Source organism: Glycomyces sp. TRM65418 (genome assembly GCF_019710475.1).
Lineage (GTDB): Bacteria > Actinomycetota > Actinomycetes > Mycobacteriales > Micromonosporaceae > Glycomyces.
Genome location: NZ_JAJFAX010000005.1, coordinates 398841 through 413209, shown reverse-complemented (window position 1 = coordinate 413209; position 14369 = coordinate 398841). Strand labels below are relative to the sequence as shown.

General features: G+C 71.3%; 17 protein-coding genes. 6 read left to right on the top strand and 11 right to left on the bottom strand.

All coding sequences use genetic code 11. From position 1 onward, the window contains the following. Nucleotides 1-13: 13 nt before the first annotated feature. The gene (locus K3N28_RS14230; RefSeq protein ID WP_228093208.1) at nt 14-607 is read right to left on the bottom strand and encodes a helix-turn-helix domain-containing protein; all 594 of its coding nucleotides are present in this window, start codon (nt 605-607) and stop codon (nt 14-16) included. A 91-nt stretch (nt 608-698) separates the two neighbouring features. Here K3N28_RS14230 and K3N28_RS14225 point away from each other — a divergent pair, with 91 nt between their 5' ends. From K3N28_RS14225 to K3N28_RS14210, 4 genes are all read left to right on the top strand, one after another. Next, entirely contained in the window at nt 699-1319 is a 621-nt protein-coding gene (locus K3N28_RS14225; protein ID WP_228093207.1) for a bifunctional 2-polyprenyl-6-hydroxyphenol methylase/3-demethylubiquinol 3-O-methyltransferase UbiG, read from the top strand. Between the two features lie 70 nt (nt 1320-1389). Then, nucleotides 1390-2937 carry an MFS transporter gene (locus K3N28_RS14220; protein WP_228093206.1) on the top strand — a complete coding sequence of 516 codons (1548 nt, stop codon included), beginning with the start codon at nt 1390-1392 and terminating at the stop codon, nt 2935-2937. A 243-nt stretch (nt 2938-3180) separates the two neighbouring features. Next, nucleotides 3181-3888: a ThuA domain-containing protein gene (locus K3N28_RS14215; RefSeq protein ID WP_228093205.1), complete on the top strand. Its 708-nt coding sequence runs from the start codon at nt 3181-3183 to the stop codon at nt 3886-3888. Further along, a complete protein-coding gene (locus K3N28_RS14210; RefSeq protein WP_228093204.1) occupies nt 3861-4964 on the top strand; it encodes a Gfo/Idh/MocA family protein in 1104 nt (367 codons plus the stop codon). Before K3N28_RS14215 ends, K3N28_RS14210 begins: the two co-directional genes overlap by 28 nt. A 77-nt stretch (nt 4965-5041) precedes the next feature. On the opposite strand, the gene K3N28_RS14205 is transcribed toward K3N28_RS14210, so the two are convergent. The 4 genes from K3N28_RS14205 to K3N28_RS14190 all read right to left on the bottom strand — a co-directional run bounded on the left by K3N28_RS14205 (nt 5042) and on the right by K3N28_RS14190 (nt 8145). Beyond that, a complete protein-coding gene (locus K3N28_RS14205; RefSeq protein WP_228093203.1) occupies nt 5042-6136 on the bottom strand; it encodes an epoxide hydrolase family protein in 1095 nt (364 codons plus the stop codon). 86 nt (nt 6137-6222) lie between these two features. Further along, complete coding sequence (locus tag K3N28_RS14200; RefSeq protein WP_228093202.1) at nt 6223-7152, bottom strand: LysR family transcriptional regulator; 930 nt, start codon at nt 7150-7152, stop codon at nt 6223-6225. A 103-nt stretch (nt 7153-7255) separates the two neighbouring features. Continuing rightward, nucleotides 7256-7726 (bottom strand): hypothetical protein, encoded by a 471-nt coding sequence (locus K3N28_RS14195; RefSeq protein WP_228093201.1) that lies wholly within the window; start codon nt 7724-7726, stop codon nt 7256-7258. Continuing rightward, nucleotides 7723-8145 (bottom strand): hypothetical protein, encoded by a 423-nt coding sequence (locus K3N28_RS14190; RefSeq protein ID WP_228093200.1) that lies wholly within the window; start codon nt 8143-8145, stop codon nt 7723-7725. The genes K3N28_RS14195 and K3N28_RS14190 overlap by 4 nt, the downstream gene beginning before the upstream one ends. A 531-nt stretch (nt 8146-8676) precedes the next feature. Here K3N28_RS14190 and K3N28_RS14185 point away from each other — a divergent pair. Further along, a complete protein-coding gene (locus K3N28_RS14185) occupies nt 8677-9342 on the top strand; it encodes a DUF4360 domain-containing protein (protein WP_228093199.1) in 666 nt (221 codons plus the stop codon). A gap of 438 nt (nt 9343-9780) precedes the next feature. Here the strand turns inward: K3N28_RS14185 and K3N28_RS14180 are convergent, their stop codons facing one another. The 6 genes from K3N28_RS14180 to K3N28_RS14155 all read right to left on the bottom strand — a co-directional run bounded on the left by K3N28_RS14180 (nt 9781) and on the right by K3N28_RS14155 (nt 13203). Next, nucleotides 9781-10344: a hypothetical protein gene (locus K3N28_RS14180; protein WP_228093198.1), complete on the bottom strand. Its 564-nt coding sequence runs from the start codon at nt 10342-10344 to the stop codon at nt 9781-9783. 3 nt (nt 10345-10347) lie between these two features. Beyond that, nucleotides 10348-10497 (bottom strand): hypothetical protein, encoded by a 150-nt coding sequence (locus K3N28_RS14175; RefSeq protein ID WP_228093197.1) that lies wholly within the window; start codon nt 10495-10497, stop codon nt 10348-10350. Between the two features lie 6 nt (nt 10498-10503). After that, complete coding sequence (locus K3N28_RS14170) at nt 10504-11574, bottom strand: WXG100 family type VII secretion target (RefSeq protein ID WP_228093196.1); 1071 nt, start codon at nt 11572-11574, stop codon at nt 10504-10506. Further along, nucleotides 11571-11900 carry a hypothetical protein gene (locus K3N28_RS14165; RefSeq protein ID WP_228093193.1) on the bottom strand — a complete coding sequence of 110 codons (330 nt, stop codon included), beginning with the start codon at nt 11898-11900 and terminating at the stop codon, nt 11571-11573. Before K3N28_RS14165 ends, K3N28_RS14170 begins: the two co-directional genes overlap by 4 nt. Before the next feature lie 2 nt (nt 11901-11902). Further along, nucleotides 11903-12316, bottom strand: coding sequence for a YbaB/EbfC family nucleoid-associated protein (locus K3N28_RS14160; RefSeq protein WP_228093192.1), 414 nt, complete (start codon nt 12314-12316; stop codon nt 11903-11905). 485 nt (nt 12317-12801) lie between these two features. Continuing rightward, the gene (locus tag K3N28_RS14155) at nt 12802-13203 is read right to left on the bottom strand and encodes a RidA family protein (protein WP_374209782.1); all 402 of its coding nucleotides are present in this window, start codon (nt 13201-13203) and stop codon (nt 12802-12804) included. Between the two features lie 95 nt (nt 13204-13298). On the opposite strand from K3N28_RS14155, the gene K3N28_RS14150 reads away from it, so the two are divergent. Then, nucleotides 13299-14273, top strand: a complete 975-nt coding sequence (locus K3N28_RS14150; RefSeq protein ID WP_228093190.1) for a YafY family protein — start codon at nt 13299-13301, stop codon at nt 14271-14273. Nucleotides 14274-14369 lie beyond the last annotated feature (96 nt).

Below are 14369 nucleotides of genomic sequence, written 5' to 3'. Positions count from 1 at the left end.
GTCCACACGTCGGCTACCGCTCGCCTGGTTTGAGCCGTGCCCGCACGTGGGCGCGTTCGCCCTGCTTGCCGATGAGGCTGAGGAATTCCACGGGACCGGCACTGGTCGCGCCGAACCAGTGCGGGGTCCGGGTGTCGAACTCGGCGGCCTCGCCCGGCTTCAGCCGGAGGTCGTGCTCGCCGAGCACGAGGCGCAGCGTGCCGTTGAGGACGTAGGCCCAGTCGAAGCCCTCGTGGGTCCGCAACTGCGGCACCGCCGCGTCGTCCCCGGTCGGCATGATGAACTTGTACGCCTGGATGCCGCCGGGCCTGCGGGTGAGCGGCAGGAGCACCGTGCCGTCGGCGCACGCGACGGGCCGCAGGTTCACGCGCGGATCGCCCGTGGGCGGGGCGTCCACGAGCTCGTCGAGCGTCACCCCGTGGACCCGCGCGAGCGGCAGCAGCTGCTCCAAAGTCGGCCGCCGCAAGCCCGATTCGAGCCGGGAGAGCGTGCTGACGGAGATCCCCGTCTGCGCGGCGAGGTCGGCGAGGGTCACCTCCCGGCGCAGTCGCAGCCGCTTGAGGCGCGGCCCGACGGCGTCGAGGGTCTGGTCGAGATCCGGTTCCATGCGTTCATTTTGCCATTCGGCAACAACGTTTGCACATCTGGCCGTCGGTCCGTCAGGATCGACCGGCACGAGCGAGCGGGAAGGAACCGACATGGCCGAGGCATCGACACATGACTTCGACAAGGACTACTGGGAACGGCACTGGGCGCAGCGCCACGGGCCGAGTGAGCGCGCGCCGCATCCCTACCTCGCCCGCGAGACGGCCGGCCTCGAGCCGGGCACGGCGCTCGACGCCGGATGCGGGACGGGAAGCGAAGCCCTCTGGCTGGCCGCGCGCGGCTGGCAGGTGACCGGCGCCGACATCGCCGCCCACGCGCTCGACCGCGCCGCCGAACGCTCGGCGGACCTGCCGGAGCCCGGCGGCGTGCGATGGATCGAGGCGGACCTGACGACGTGGGAGCCGGAGCGCCGGTTCGACCTCGTCACCACCGCCTACGCGCACCCCGCGATGCCGCAGCTCGACTTCTACCGACGGCTCGCGGCCTGGGTCGCCCCGGGCGGCACGCTGCTCATCGTCGGCCACCTCCACGCCGCGGCGGCACACGGCCACCATCCGCCGGCGGCGGCCGCCGTCGCCCTCGCGGACATCACCGCGAGCGTCGCGCCCCTGCGCATCGCGACCGCCGAGGAGCACACCCGCACGGTCACCGGCCCCGGCGGCCGCGACCACCTCCTGCGCGACGCCGTCGTCCGCGCCACCCGGACGCGCTGACCGGTCGACCCCCCCATCCGGCGACCTCCGCACCCGACGTCGCCGCACCTCCACGCCCCGAAAGGAAACCATGAACACGTTGCCGACCGCGGTCGCCGACCCGGTCATCCGCGACCCGCGCCGCCGCCGCACCGTCCTCATCGGCGTCTGCATCGCCCTCATGGCGGTCATCGCCTCGGTGTCGGGCCTGAACGTCGCCCAGCCCCAGGTCGCCGTCGCCTTCGACGCCTCGCAGGGCGACGTCCTCTGGATGATCAACCTCTACACCGTCACTCTGGCCGCGCTCCTGCTGCCGCTCGGCGCGGTCGGCGACCGCTGGGGCCGCAAACCGGTCCTGCTCACGGGCCTCGCCGTCTTCGGCGTCGCGAGCGCCGCAGCGGGCCTGGCGCCCACCACCGAGGTCATGCTCGCCGCGCGGTTGCTCAGCGGCGTCGGCGCGGCGATGATCATGCCCGTCACCCTCTCCGTCATCACCACGACCTTCCCCGATACGGAGCGCTCCAAGGCGATCGGCGTGTGGACCGCCGTCGCGGGCGGCGGCGGCATCCTCGGGATGTTCGTCTCGGCCCTCCTCGTCGACGTCGCGGACTGGCGCTGGATCTTCCTGCTGCCGGTCGTGCTCGTCATCGCCGCCACCGCGGTCGCGATCCGGGCCGTCCCGAACTCGCGCGAGGCGGCGACCCACCGGTTCGACCTGGTCGGCTCCCTGACGTCCGTGGTCGCCGTCGTCGGCTTCATCCTCGTCCTTCACGAAGGCCCCGAGCAGGGTTGGACCGCCCCGGCGACGTTGGCCGGCCTCCTGGCCGGCGTCCTCGGCGCGATCGGGTTCGCGGCGTGGGAACTGCGCCGGCCGGCGCCGCTGCTGGACGTCCGGCTCTTCCGGGAGCGGGGCCTCGCCGGCGGCTCGACCGTGCTTCTCGCCGTGTTCGGCGTGCTGGCCGGGATCTTCGTGGTCCTCTTCCCGTACTTCCAGGCCGTGCTCGGCTGGTCCGCCCTGGCCGCCACGCTCGCGCTCATGCCGATGGCGGTCCTGATGATGGCCGCCTCGGGACTCGCCCCGCGACTGGCCGCGCGCATCGGCGCCCGGTCGACCATGGCGGCCGGGATCGCCGTGGGCGGCTTCGGCCTCGCGCTCATGGCGGTGCTCGTCTCCGTCGAGGGCGGCTACCTCTCGGTCCTGCCGGGCATGGTCGCCATGGGACTCGGCATGGGCCTGTCGATGACGCCGTCCACTGAGGCCATCACGTCGTCGCTCCCGCGCGAGCGGCAGGGCGTCGCCTCCGCGCTCAACGACGTCACCAGGGAGCTCGGCACGGCCCTCGGCGTCGCGCTGCTCGGCGCGGTCCTCACCGCCGGGTACGCCAATGCGATCGAGGCACGCCTGGACGGCGTTCCGGCCGGGGTCGCCGACGAGGCGCGCAGGGGCATCGCCGGCGCGATCGCGGGCGCGGACGGCACGTCGGCTTCGGCGGCGTTGATCCGGTCCGCGCAGGAGTCCTTCGTGCACGGTTGGCGCCAGGCGATGTGGGCCGGCGTCGTCGTGATGGCGCTGCTGCTGGTCTACGTCCTCCTGCTGGGCCCGAAGCGGACGCCCGCGCCACCACCGGAAGGCGTCTGATCACGGGGCCGGGGCCCTGGCACCGGAACGGGGCGCTTCGGCCGCTCGACGTGCCGGGGACTCCGGCCGCCGCGGACGGCGCCGTCGGGTCCTCCTCGGCGGTTCGCCCGATTGACACGCGGTCGACGGCCGCTTAGTGTTTATCGGTAAATAAATGCTGAGGCACCGCGCCGGGCACTCGGCGCTCTCGGGTCGGGCCACCGCGAACGCGCCGCCACGGACCACTGTCGACGAAGGAGCCGCATGAGCGAGCGAACAGCCCTGATCGTCCGGGGAGGATGGGAAGGGCACGCGCCGGTCGAGGCGACCGAGCTGTTCCTGCCGTTCCTGAAGGACCACGGCTACCAGGTGCGGGTGGAGGAGTCCACCGACGTCTACGCGGACGCCGGCTTCCTGCGCGGGACCGACCTCATCGTCCAGAGCGTCACCATGTCCCAGATCACCGAGCCGCAGCTCGACGGGCTCCGAGCGGCCGTCGAGGCCGGAACGGGCCTGGTCGGCTGGCACGGCGGGATCGCCGACTCCTACCGGGCCTCCTCCAACTACCTGCAGCTCATCGGCGGCCAGTTCGCCACCCACCCCGCGAAGGAACCGGAACTGCGGACCGGCGGCCAGGAGGACAACTACCTGCGCCACACGATCCAGATCACCGAACTCGGCCGCGAGCATCCCGTCACCCGCGGCATCGCCGACTTCGAACTGGACACCGAGCAGTACTGGGTCCTCCACGACGACCTGATCGACGTCCTCGCCACGACCACCCACCCGACCCGGCCGTGGCACCCCTGGCACCGGCCGGTCACCTCGCCGGCGGTCTGGACACGCCGGTGGGGAGCCGGGCGCATCGTCGTGGCCACCCCCGGCCACAGCGTCGACGTCCTCCAGCACGACAGCGTCCGGACCATCATCGAAAGGGGCATGCAGTGGGCGACCCGCACGGCATCGGCGTAATCGGCCTGGGGGCCATCTCCTCCCACTACCTGTCGCTGCTCACGGCGCACCCGCTCGTCCGGGTCGCGGCCGTCGCGGACCTGGACGAGGCGCGCGCGGCGGCCGTCGCCGCCGAGACCGGCGCGGCGGCGCTCGAGGTCGATGCGCTGCTCGCCGACTCCCGGGTGGACACGGTGCTCAATCTGACGATCCCCGCGGCCCACGCCGACATCTCGCTGCGCGCGATCGCGGCCGGGAAGGCCGTCTACAGCGAGAAGCCGCTCGCGGCCTCGTTCGACGACGCCAAGCGCGTGGTCGAGGCGGGCGCCGCCGGCGGCGTCGCGGTGGGAGGCGCGCCCGACACGGTCCTCGGCACCGGGACCCAGACGGCCCGGGAGGCGATCGACGCGGGCCGCATCGGCGCCCCGGCGTTCGCGACCGCCACGATGATCGTCCCCGGACACGAGCACTGGCACCCGAACCCCGATTTCTACTACGCCGAGGGCGGCGGGCCGCTGCTCGACATGGGGCCGTACTACATCTCGTCGCTCGTGCACCTGCTCGGCCCGGTCGTCGCGGTCACCGGCGCGTCCGCCCGCTCGCGGGACGTCCGGACGATCGGCTCGGGCCCCCGCGCGGGCGAGCAGGTGTCGGTCACCGTCGACACGCACGTCACCGGCATCCTCGAGCACGCGGGCGGCGCGTTGAGCACGATCCTGATGAGCTTCGACGGCGCCGCCACGACGACGCCGCCGATCGAGGTCCACGGCGCCGAAGGATCGCTGTCGGTGCCCGACCCGAACACCTTCGGCGGCGATGTCGTGCTGCACCGCCTGGCCGGCGGCGAGCGGGTCACGCTGCCGCCGAGCGCCGGCTACGCCGGATCGAGCCGCGGCATCGGGCTCGTCGACATGCTGCTGGCCGACCAGAGCCGGGCGGCCCGCGCGAACGGTGACCTGGCGCTGCACGTCCTCGACGTGATGACCGGCCTGATCAGGTCGGCGGGCGAGGGCAGGCGCCTCGACGTGTCCACATCGGTCAAACGCCCGACCCTGGTCCCGTTGACCCCGCGCGAGGCCTGGCTCGGTCCCGAGTAGGGCCGGATCGCGAGACTTTCGACCGGAGGGCGGACCGTGTCGCCGGGCGGCACGGTCCGCCCTCCGAGGGGGACGTTCTAGTCGAGGTTCCCGAAGAACGCCGCGATGTCGGCGGCCAGCTTGTCGGGCGCGGCGTAGTGCAGGTAGTGGCTCTTGTCCTCGTAGACGTTCCAGGAGCGGACGTCGGCGTGGTCGCGCTCGGCGAAGCTGCGGACGCCGTGGAAGTCGCCCGCCGAACCGGCGAGCGCGAGCGGCACGGTCGTCCGGCCGGCCGGGGGCTCGGCCTTGTCGTTCTCGAAGTAGATCCGGATCGAGGAGCCGGCGGTCCCGGTGAACCAGTAGATCGCGACGTTGGTCAGGACGAAGTCGTCGTCGACGTCCTCGTCCATCAGCTGCGAGTTCCACCCGAGGAGGCCGACCGGGGAGTCCGCCAGCGCGTGCGCCAGCGTCTGCGGCTGCTGGGCCTGGAGCAGGTTGAAGGCGAACTTGTGCTGCATGAACCAGTCGAGGGTCTCGAGGGTGCGGTGGTCGTCCTCGGTGAGGTTCGCGAACTCGGCGGGGTCGCCGCTGGGGAAGGAGAACACCTGGGTGACGTGGACGCCCGCGACGTGCTCGGGGTCGACCCGCCCGACCTCGGGCGAGATCATCGATCCGGCGTCGTTCCCGGCGGCGCCGTAGCGGGTGTAGCCGAGGCGGGCCATCAGCTCGGCCCAGGCGCGGGCGATGCGGGCGTTGTTCCAGCCGGTCTGGGTGGTCGGGCCGGAGAAGCCGAAGCCGGGGATCGAGGGGATCACGAGGTGGAAGCCGGCGGCGGTGAGCGGCTCGATGACGTTGAGGAACTCGACCACGGAGCCGGGCCAGCCGTGGGTGAGGATCAGCGGGAAGGCGTCCTCGCGTTCGGAGCGGACGTGGAGGAAGTGGATGTTCTGGCCGTCGATCTCGGTGGTGAACTGGGGGTGGGCGTTGAGCCGGGCCTCCCAGGCGCGCCAGTCGTACCCGTGGCGCCAGTACTCGACGAGGCGCTTGACGCGGTCGACGCCGACCCCGTAGGCCGTCTCGGCGCCGGCGATCTGGTCGGTGAACCGGGCCCGTGCGAGGCGCTCGTCCAGGTCCTTGAGGTCGGCCTCGGAAATGTCGACCGTGAACCGCTTGATCGTGTGCTCGTTGCTCATGACCGTTACGTTTCCGCACGCGGCGGTCCCGAACAAGATCGAATCGCAGCACGCTCGTGTCGCCTGGCAACACGATCGGCGCGGCGCTAGCCGACGTGCCAGCCGGCGCGGCGGCTGTGCTCGGAGGCGACGTCGGCGAACGCTCGCACGAGCGGGTGCCGGGACGAGTTCGACCACACCGGACGGACGGGCATCGCCGGCAGTCCGATGAGCGGCAGCACCACGACGCCGGGCCGGCGGTAGGCGTCGAGCAGCGAGGAGAAGGTCAGATGCGCGAGCTGCTGCTCCGCGACGAGCCGCAGCACGTCCTCGATGTACTCGGCCTTGACCCTGCGCAGCCGGAGTTCGCGCCCGCTCGGCGTGGTCTGCGGCGTCCACGCGGCGCCGTACCAGTTCGGCAGCTGCGGGTAGACCACCTCGTGCTCGGCCAGGTCCTCGACGTCGACCGCCGCCCGGTCGGCGAGCGGATGGTCGGCCCCGAGCATCACCGCCCGCGGGATGCGGTGCAGGACGGGGCCGATCGTCAGGTCCGGATGCGGCGAGTCCTCCACGGGCATCCAGGTCACGAACACGTCGACCTGCCAGGCGGCGCGGTCGCCTTCGAGCCAGCGGAACAGGTCGGTGGTCGGGGCCGCGTACTGGACCACGCGCGCCGCGGGGTACGCCTGCTCGAAGGCCTGGACCAGCGCCGGGGGCACCCTCTCGGGGAGGGTGGTGGCGAAGCCGACGCGGACCACCTGCCCGGCCTGGTCGGCCGCGGACCGCACGTCGGCGATGGCGCGCTCGATGCGCACATAGGCGGCGCGGAGCTCGGTGAAGAGGTGATCGCCGGCGGGGGTGAGGCGCACGCTGCGGCTGGTGCGCTCGAACAACGGCGTGCCGACCCGGCGCTCGAGCGTGCGGATCAGGGAGCTGACCCTGGAGGTGGACAGCGTCAGACGCTCGGCGGCGCGTCCGAAGTGGAGTTCCTCCGCGACGGTCAGGAACGCCTCGATCTCTCGCATCTCAAGGTTCACCCTGCGAGTATGCCCCTTCGCCGCACTGTGGTGAACGGTGATGAAACGGGCGCAACCGTCCTGGAAGCCGCCACCGGGCAGGGGTCGCGGCGCGTCGGCTCGATCAGCGGTGGAGCCGGGTTTCGCCTGGGCGGCCATGCGGTCGGAGGCGAGCCCGCTCGCGATCGCGGCGCGGTCGGGGCCGCTTGCGGATCTCGTTCCGTACGAGGACGCCGGTCCGGAAGGCCAGGTAGATGAGCGCCAGTCCGTTGAGGGCGTGCACCAGGAACAGGGATTGGCCCCAGACGGTGCCGGGCACGTTGACGATCGCCATGCCGTGCTGGAGCAGCACGAGGAAGGCGCCCAGGGCGGTCAGCCACACGGTCTTGGCTCCGGTCCGCGCCGCGAGGGCGAGGAGGACCGCGGCCGCGTAGAGGTACAGCAGGGCGTTGCCGTTGCGGAAATGCATCTCGAAGCCGGCCTGCAGGGCGCCGCCGTAGCCGACGCCGAACCCGGCGAGGGCGAACTGGACGACCAGCAACGCCAGCAGGAGCAGCATCCAGACCCGCAGGATCGTGGCGAAGACGGGATTCATGCCGGGACCTCGTTTCCCGCCGCTTTCAGGGCGCGTTTCGCGTCGACCGCCCGCTTGGCCAGGCGGGCGACGGCCGTTTGCACGACGAGGATGCCGAGGCCGTTGAGCGCGTGGAGGGCGATGCCGACGCCGCCGCCGACGCCGTCGGCGCCGAAGCCGTACGCGAACGCGCCCTGCATCATGATCATGAAGGCGGACAAGGCCGTGAGCAGTACCGCCTTCCAGCCGGGCCGGGCGATGAGGGCGAAGACGACCGACAGCATGAGCCAGAACATGAGCATGCCGCCGTTCCCGGCGTGGGCGATGAAGCGCATGATGCGCTCCCCGCCTGCCGAGACGGCTCCCCATCCGGCGAGCCCGACTTGGAGCACGAGGAGGGCGATGACGAAGCGCGTCCATCCCAGGAAGAACCGCTTCATCGCGCCCGCTCCTCGCGCACGACGGCGGCTGTCGGCGGACGGTGTCCGCGAGGAGTGGGCGCGACGCCGGCGACTCGTTGCATGCGGCCGAGTCTGCCGCCGCCCTCGCCCGCGATCATCGGCCTGGAGGACGCAATCGGCCTACCCCACGGGAAGTAGGGCGCGACTCCGGCGTACCTCCCGAGGGGTCATCGCCGCCCCAGTGGCGGCGCGATCGGCCCGAAGCCCGTCAGGATCGCACCTGCAGTCGACTCAGGACTCACTCACGCCATCGTCGTCCTTCTCTTCTCATTTGCACCTTTAGACCTAATAGTCGGTAATCATTGACTTCGCACATATTCATGACTATAAATAAGAGCACGGACGGTGCAATCTGGACCACAAGTCGGTTGACCGGCCATGACGCAGTTCCTCGCTCGGCGCCACCCCCACGCCCCGCCTCCCCGAGCGCGCTGCGACGCAAGGTCTCCGGTCCCCTTGTCCGCTGTTCAGCAGTCGAAAGACCGCCATACCCAGAAATGGACCACCCGCATGAGAATCCTCCGAAAAGCATCGATGGTCGCCGGGGTCTTCGCCCTGGCGGCAGGGTTGATCACGATCGCGGCGAGCCCGGCAGCCGCCGCGCCGCACTTCCAGAACCCGCCCCCCAACGAGATCGTCATCGACGTGGCCACCGTCAACGGCTCCGGGTGCCCCGTCGGCACCGCCGCCGTCGCGGTCAACGAAGGCAACACCTCCTTCACCGTGACCTACAGCGAGTACCTCGCCCAAGCGGGCGGCAACTCGGACCCCACCGATTTCCGCAAGAACTGCCAGCTCAACCTGATCGTGCGGATCCCTTCGGGGTTCACCTACGCGATCGCGAGCGCCGACTACCGCGGCTTCGGACACCTCGAGCCCGGCGCCACCGGCATGCAGAAGGCGAGCTACTACTTCTCCGGTGACTCCGCGACCTCCAGCACCACCCACATGCTGGAGGGCCCCCACAGCGACAACTGGCAGTTCACCGACGAGGTGGAGACCGACCAGCTCAGCTACAAGCCGTGCGGCGAGGAGCGGAACTTCAACATCAACACCGAAGTCCGGGTGAGCGCCGGCACCGATCCCACCAAGAAGAGCTTCATGGCCATGGACTCCGTGGACGGCGACATCAAGACCATCTACCACTTCGCCTGGAAGCGATGCCCGGTGGAGTAATCGAGAACGGGGCCGCGGACCGGCTCCGCGTCCGCGGCCCGGCGCCACCACGGCGCCGGGCCGCGGACGCTCGCATTGGGAAGCGCATGTGAGCGGCTCCAGGTCCTCGGGGCGCGGGTCTCGGCCTCGCCCGCGGTCATGGCGCGGCCAGCCCGGTTCCCCAGGCCCATGCGGCGATGCCGAGGCGGGCTTCGACGCCGTGGGCGGTCGGATCGCCTGGGTGGAGGCCTGGGAGTACGGCCATGCGGCGGCCGGTCGGCCGCGAGATCCACTGCCTCGCCAACGCCACCCGCGACCGGTCCGGCGCCGAGCCCTGGTGGCGGGCCTGACCTCGTTCCGGGCCCTCGGCCGCACCGTCGAGGGCACGGAACGGCGCGGGCGAACGACTCGCACCCGGCGTCGCTCGGCGTCAGCTTCGGCCTTGCGATCGGGGCCCGCTCATGAGGACTTTCGCCGCTGCCGATGCCCGGCGAGGCGGATCGCCCGGAGGCGCGCCTGGAAGTCGTGCCGTTCCTCGGCCTCCCGCCGGGACCGGATCGCGGCTTTCCGCTGCCACGACTGCCGGTGATACCAACGGCGGTAGAAGAACCCGGCCGTGATGCCGACCAGCAGCGCTCCGACCAAGGCGACCCACAGGGGACGAACGGCCAGCGCGAACGGGAACCCCTCGCCGGGGCGCTCGACGTGCTCGGCCGCCGCGCCCCAGGCCGAGAGCAGCAGCCACGCCAGGAAGGCGATCCCGAACGCCGGGAACGACACATGGGTGCTGTCGACCGGCTCCCGACCGCGCGCCTGCTCCGCCCCGCGCACCTGCGCGTCGACCTGTTCGTGCCATCGCCGCCGCTCGGTCGCTTCACGGACCCGGGACTCGACCGGCACCGGAGGCGTCGGATCGATCCGTTCGGCCAGTGCGGCCGCCGCCACGATCGCGGCCGCGAGGATCAGCACGGCGCCCAGCGGGCCCGCCGCTCCCACGACCAGCGTCGTCCACAGCTCGCTCATCGGCTACCGCCGCCTGGCCGTGCGCCTGCGCCGACGCCGCCAGGCGAGGAGCCCGGAGACCAGGATGATCGCGACCCCGGCGACGGCGGCCAGCGCCCACATGGCGAAGGCCAGCCCCCAGCCGGGAACCGTCCACCATGCCTCCAGGTTCATCCCCGCTCACTCACCGTCGTGGCGCTCCTCGGCGGGTTCGGCCTCGGTGTCGTTCTCATACGCCTTGACGCCGCCGGCCGCGCCACGCCAGCCGGTCGCGGGCATGCCCCCGGCCCTGTCGGCGACGTCGCGCATCGGTGTGGCGTTGCCCAACGCGTCCCGGCCCCAGTTCGCGCCGTTCTTGTACGAATCCTTTGCGGCGTCGTACGTCCTGTTGACGTCGTAGTCGGCACCGAAGCGGGGCTTGTTCGAGAAGGCCAGCACATTGTCGATGTTCTTGATCATCGCCTTCGCGTCGGTCTTGGCCATGCTCTTCATCATGCCCTCCGCCATCTCGTCGAGGGAGTTCGCGAGCCTGCCGAAGGCGCCCTGGAAGACCTTGATCTTGCGGAGCAGCTCGGCGACCTTCTGCATCATCTTCGAGATCTTGGAGACGATCTTGGTCATCTGGATGCACGCGTCGACCACGACGCCGGAGATCGCGGTCGGCACCGAGGCGCCGAACGTGACCGCGGCGCTGGCAAGTGCCGACAGCAACCACATGATGGCTCGACACACCCAGTCGGAGATGATCTCGAGAACGAGCGCGCGAACCGTGGCGACGATGATTCCGGCGACGGCAATGGCCTGCGAAGTCGACTGAGCGCAGTTCGCCGCGCCCGCGACGGCCCCCGAGAACGCCGAGGAGACCTGGCGGTAGGCGTCTCCGGCGTCGCCCTCCCAGCTCGAGATTTCGCCGATCGCGTCGGCGTACTGCTGCGCGGCGTCGTTCAAGTCGGCGGCCACATTAGACCAGGACTGGGACAGCTCGGTGATCTCCGCCGGGCTGCCGGTGAGCATCTCCAGGGGTTCCCGCAGCCAGTCGACGTGTTCGATGATGAAGCCGACCCCGGCCATCATGAGCTCTTTGAACGGGTTGGCGGCGAAGGCCAGCACGTCGAGGGCGGCGATGGCGCCGTCGATGGCGAACGCCGTGGGATCGATCCCGTCCCCGGCGGCGTCGTTGAAGTGCTCGCCCATGGTGGTGAGGCTGTCGACGATGCGACCGCCGGTGGTGTCGACGACGTCGTCGCTCATTTCCCGATCTCCTCACCGATCTTGGACAGCAGGTCGGCGATCTCTTGGTCGACGCCCTCGTAGTCTTCTGCCACGCCCGTCAGGGCCTCGCCGATCGCGGCGGCGAAGTCGGACGTGCTCCTGATCGCGGCGCCGGCGTCGTCGAGGCAGAGGTTCAGGGCGGGCGGAATGACCCACTGCAGGAGGACGCCATAAGCATCGAATCCGCCCAGCGTCAGTCCGGAGGCGGCGTCCGCGGCGCTGTTCAGGGTCGAGAACGGGCCGTTGTTGAGGTTGGCGACATGATTGCGGATCTCCGCAGGGTCGCTTCCGAATCCATCTCCCACGATCAGTCCTCCCGGGGGGCGTGGCGGTTGATCGACTGGCGGATCATGCTCATCGCCTCGGAGTCGTCTCCGAGCATCTCGGACATCACGTCCACCGAGCGGCGCGATGCCTCAGCGGCGGCCCGCTGATAGGTCTCCAGGATCATCGCCGCGATCGCCGGGCCGCTCATGGTCCGGGTGACCGGTCTGATCTCGAGATCCACCAGCCCGCCGCCGATGTTGACGGTGACCGCGACTTCCCCCTCCTCGGATTCGAGGCGGACGTTGGTGTCGTTCATGAGGTCCTGGACGCGCTCGGCACGCTCGCGAATCACGGCGACCCGATTCTGGAAATCACGCATGTAACCTTCGGGGTCGGTCAGCGCCGAGGGGCGCTCCCTGCCGGGGCGCTGCTCGTCGCCCGTCGGATCGTCCATATCGTCTCCTCAAACTCGAGTGGGCGACATATGCCGGATGATGCCGGACCTGAACGTTCCAGGTCGCCGCCGCCGCCACCGAAGCGGCCGTCGCGACCCGGTGGGCCGGTCGGCGTCATGACGTCGCGGTCGGGTCGATGTCGTCGAGGGTCGGCATCAGATCAGTCTCCGGTCGGCGAGCAGCGGCTGCTCCCGGCACACATGCGCCCACCGTAGCGCATCGGGGCAACTGCTCGCTATTGCGACGACAGCCGCTGGAGCGGTCGAGACGGCGGGGCGCCCGCCGCGGGATGAGGCCCTCGAGCCGGACCCGACGCAGCGGGCCCCGGAGGTCGGTCCGGCCTCGCCGTCACCGCCGTCGTGGAAGTTCATCAGCGCGGATACGCGGGCTCGGTCTTCGAGCGGGATCCGGTCCTCATGGGCGGGCTCACGGCCGTGTCGCCGCCCGCATCGGGGTGAGGCCCCTCGATGCGGGCGGCGGAGGCTCACGGTCGGGCGGCTACGGCCTCGACCTCGAACAGCACGTCCGGGGCGGCCAGGCTCGCGACGCCGACGAGGGTCTGCGTCGGCGGCTGCCCGCCCCAGATCTCCTGCACGGCCCCGGCGATCGGCCCGAGCTTGCCGACGTCATGCTGCACCACGTACGTCCGCAACTGGACGACGTGGCCGAAGTCGAGCCCGTGGGCGGCGAGGGCGACGCCGATGTTGCGGAACGTCTGCCGCACCTGCTCGGCGAAATCGGCCGAGACGACCGCGCCGTCCGGGCCCGATCCGTACTGGCCCGCGACGAGCACCAGTTCCGCACCCGCCGAGACGGCGGCGGTGTGGCTGTACCCGAACGGGACCGGGTCGTGCAATTGCTCTGGGTTGACGATGGTGTGTGCTATGTGGATCACCTCTCGGAAGCGACGGAACTCGGTCGGGGACCACCCTTCCACCGATACATGACACCTTGTGTCGTGTATTCGTGTACCGTTTTCGCATGCGCGCCGACCGGTTGGTCTCACTGGTGCTGCTCCTGCGCCAACGCGGTCGGATGTCCGCGACCGCGCTCGCCCGCGAGCTGGAGGTCTCCACCCGCACCGTGCTGCGCGACGTCGACGCGCTCTCCTCGGCCGGCGTCCCGGTCTACGCCGAACGCGGCCGCCACGGCGGCTTCGCGCTGTTGCCAGGCTTCCGGACCGAGCTCACCGGACTCAACCACGACGAGGCCCTGGCCCTGCTGATCGCCGGGTCGCGGCGCGGCGCGCAGGCGTTCGGCCTCGGCTCGGCGCTCGCCTCGGCCATGCTCAAAGTGGTCGACGCGCTCCCCGCCGGCCATCGGGACACCGCGGCCGACGTCGCCGAGCGGCTGCTCATCGACCCCGAGACCGACCTCCTCGCGCGGCGGCACGTCGCCGAGGAGGTGCCCGACGGCGTCGTGGCCGAGGTCCGGCGCGCGGTCTTCGCCGGCCACCGGCTGCGCCTCCGATACGCGGCGGCCGGCCGGGCCCCGACGTGGCGCACCGTGGACCCGATCGGCCTGGTCACCGTCCGCGACCAGGGCTACCTGCTCGCCACCCGATCCGGCGAGGACCGCACCTACCGGCTGTCCCGGATCTCGGCCGCCGAGGAACTCGACGAACCGGCGCAGCGGCCCGACCGGGTCGACCTGGACCGGGCCTGGCAGGACCGCAGCACGCGGTTCCGGTCGAGCGGCGACCAGGTCACCGTCGCACTCCGGGTGGATCCGGAGCGGCGCGAGGAGCTGGCGGGCACCGCGCTGGCCGTCCTCGCCGAAGCGGTCGAGACGGACGGCCGACTGCTGATGGACGTGGTCTTCCAGGACGCGCGGCACGCCGAATGGGCGCTGTGGCAGCTCGCCACGAGCGCCGAAGTCCTGGCCCCCCAGTGGTTGCGCACGTCCTTGCGCGACCGCGCCGCCGCGGTCGCCGCCCGTTACGAAGGGCCGCAGTAGGTCCCCGCGGCGGCCCACCGGGGCGCTCAGCGGCCGAGGCCCCGATCGGCGTTCCACGCCGGTGAACGCGGCGGACGCGATCGCCTCGGCCGCGCC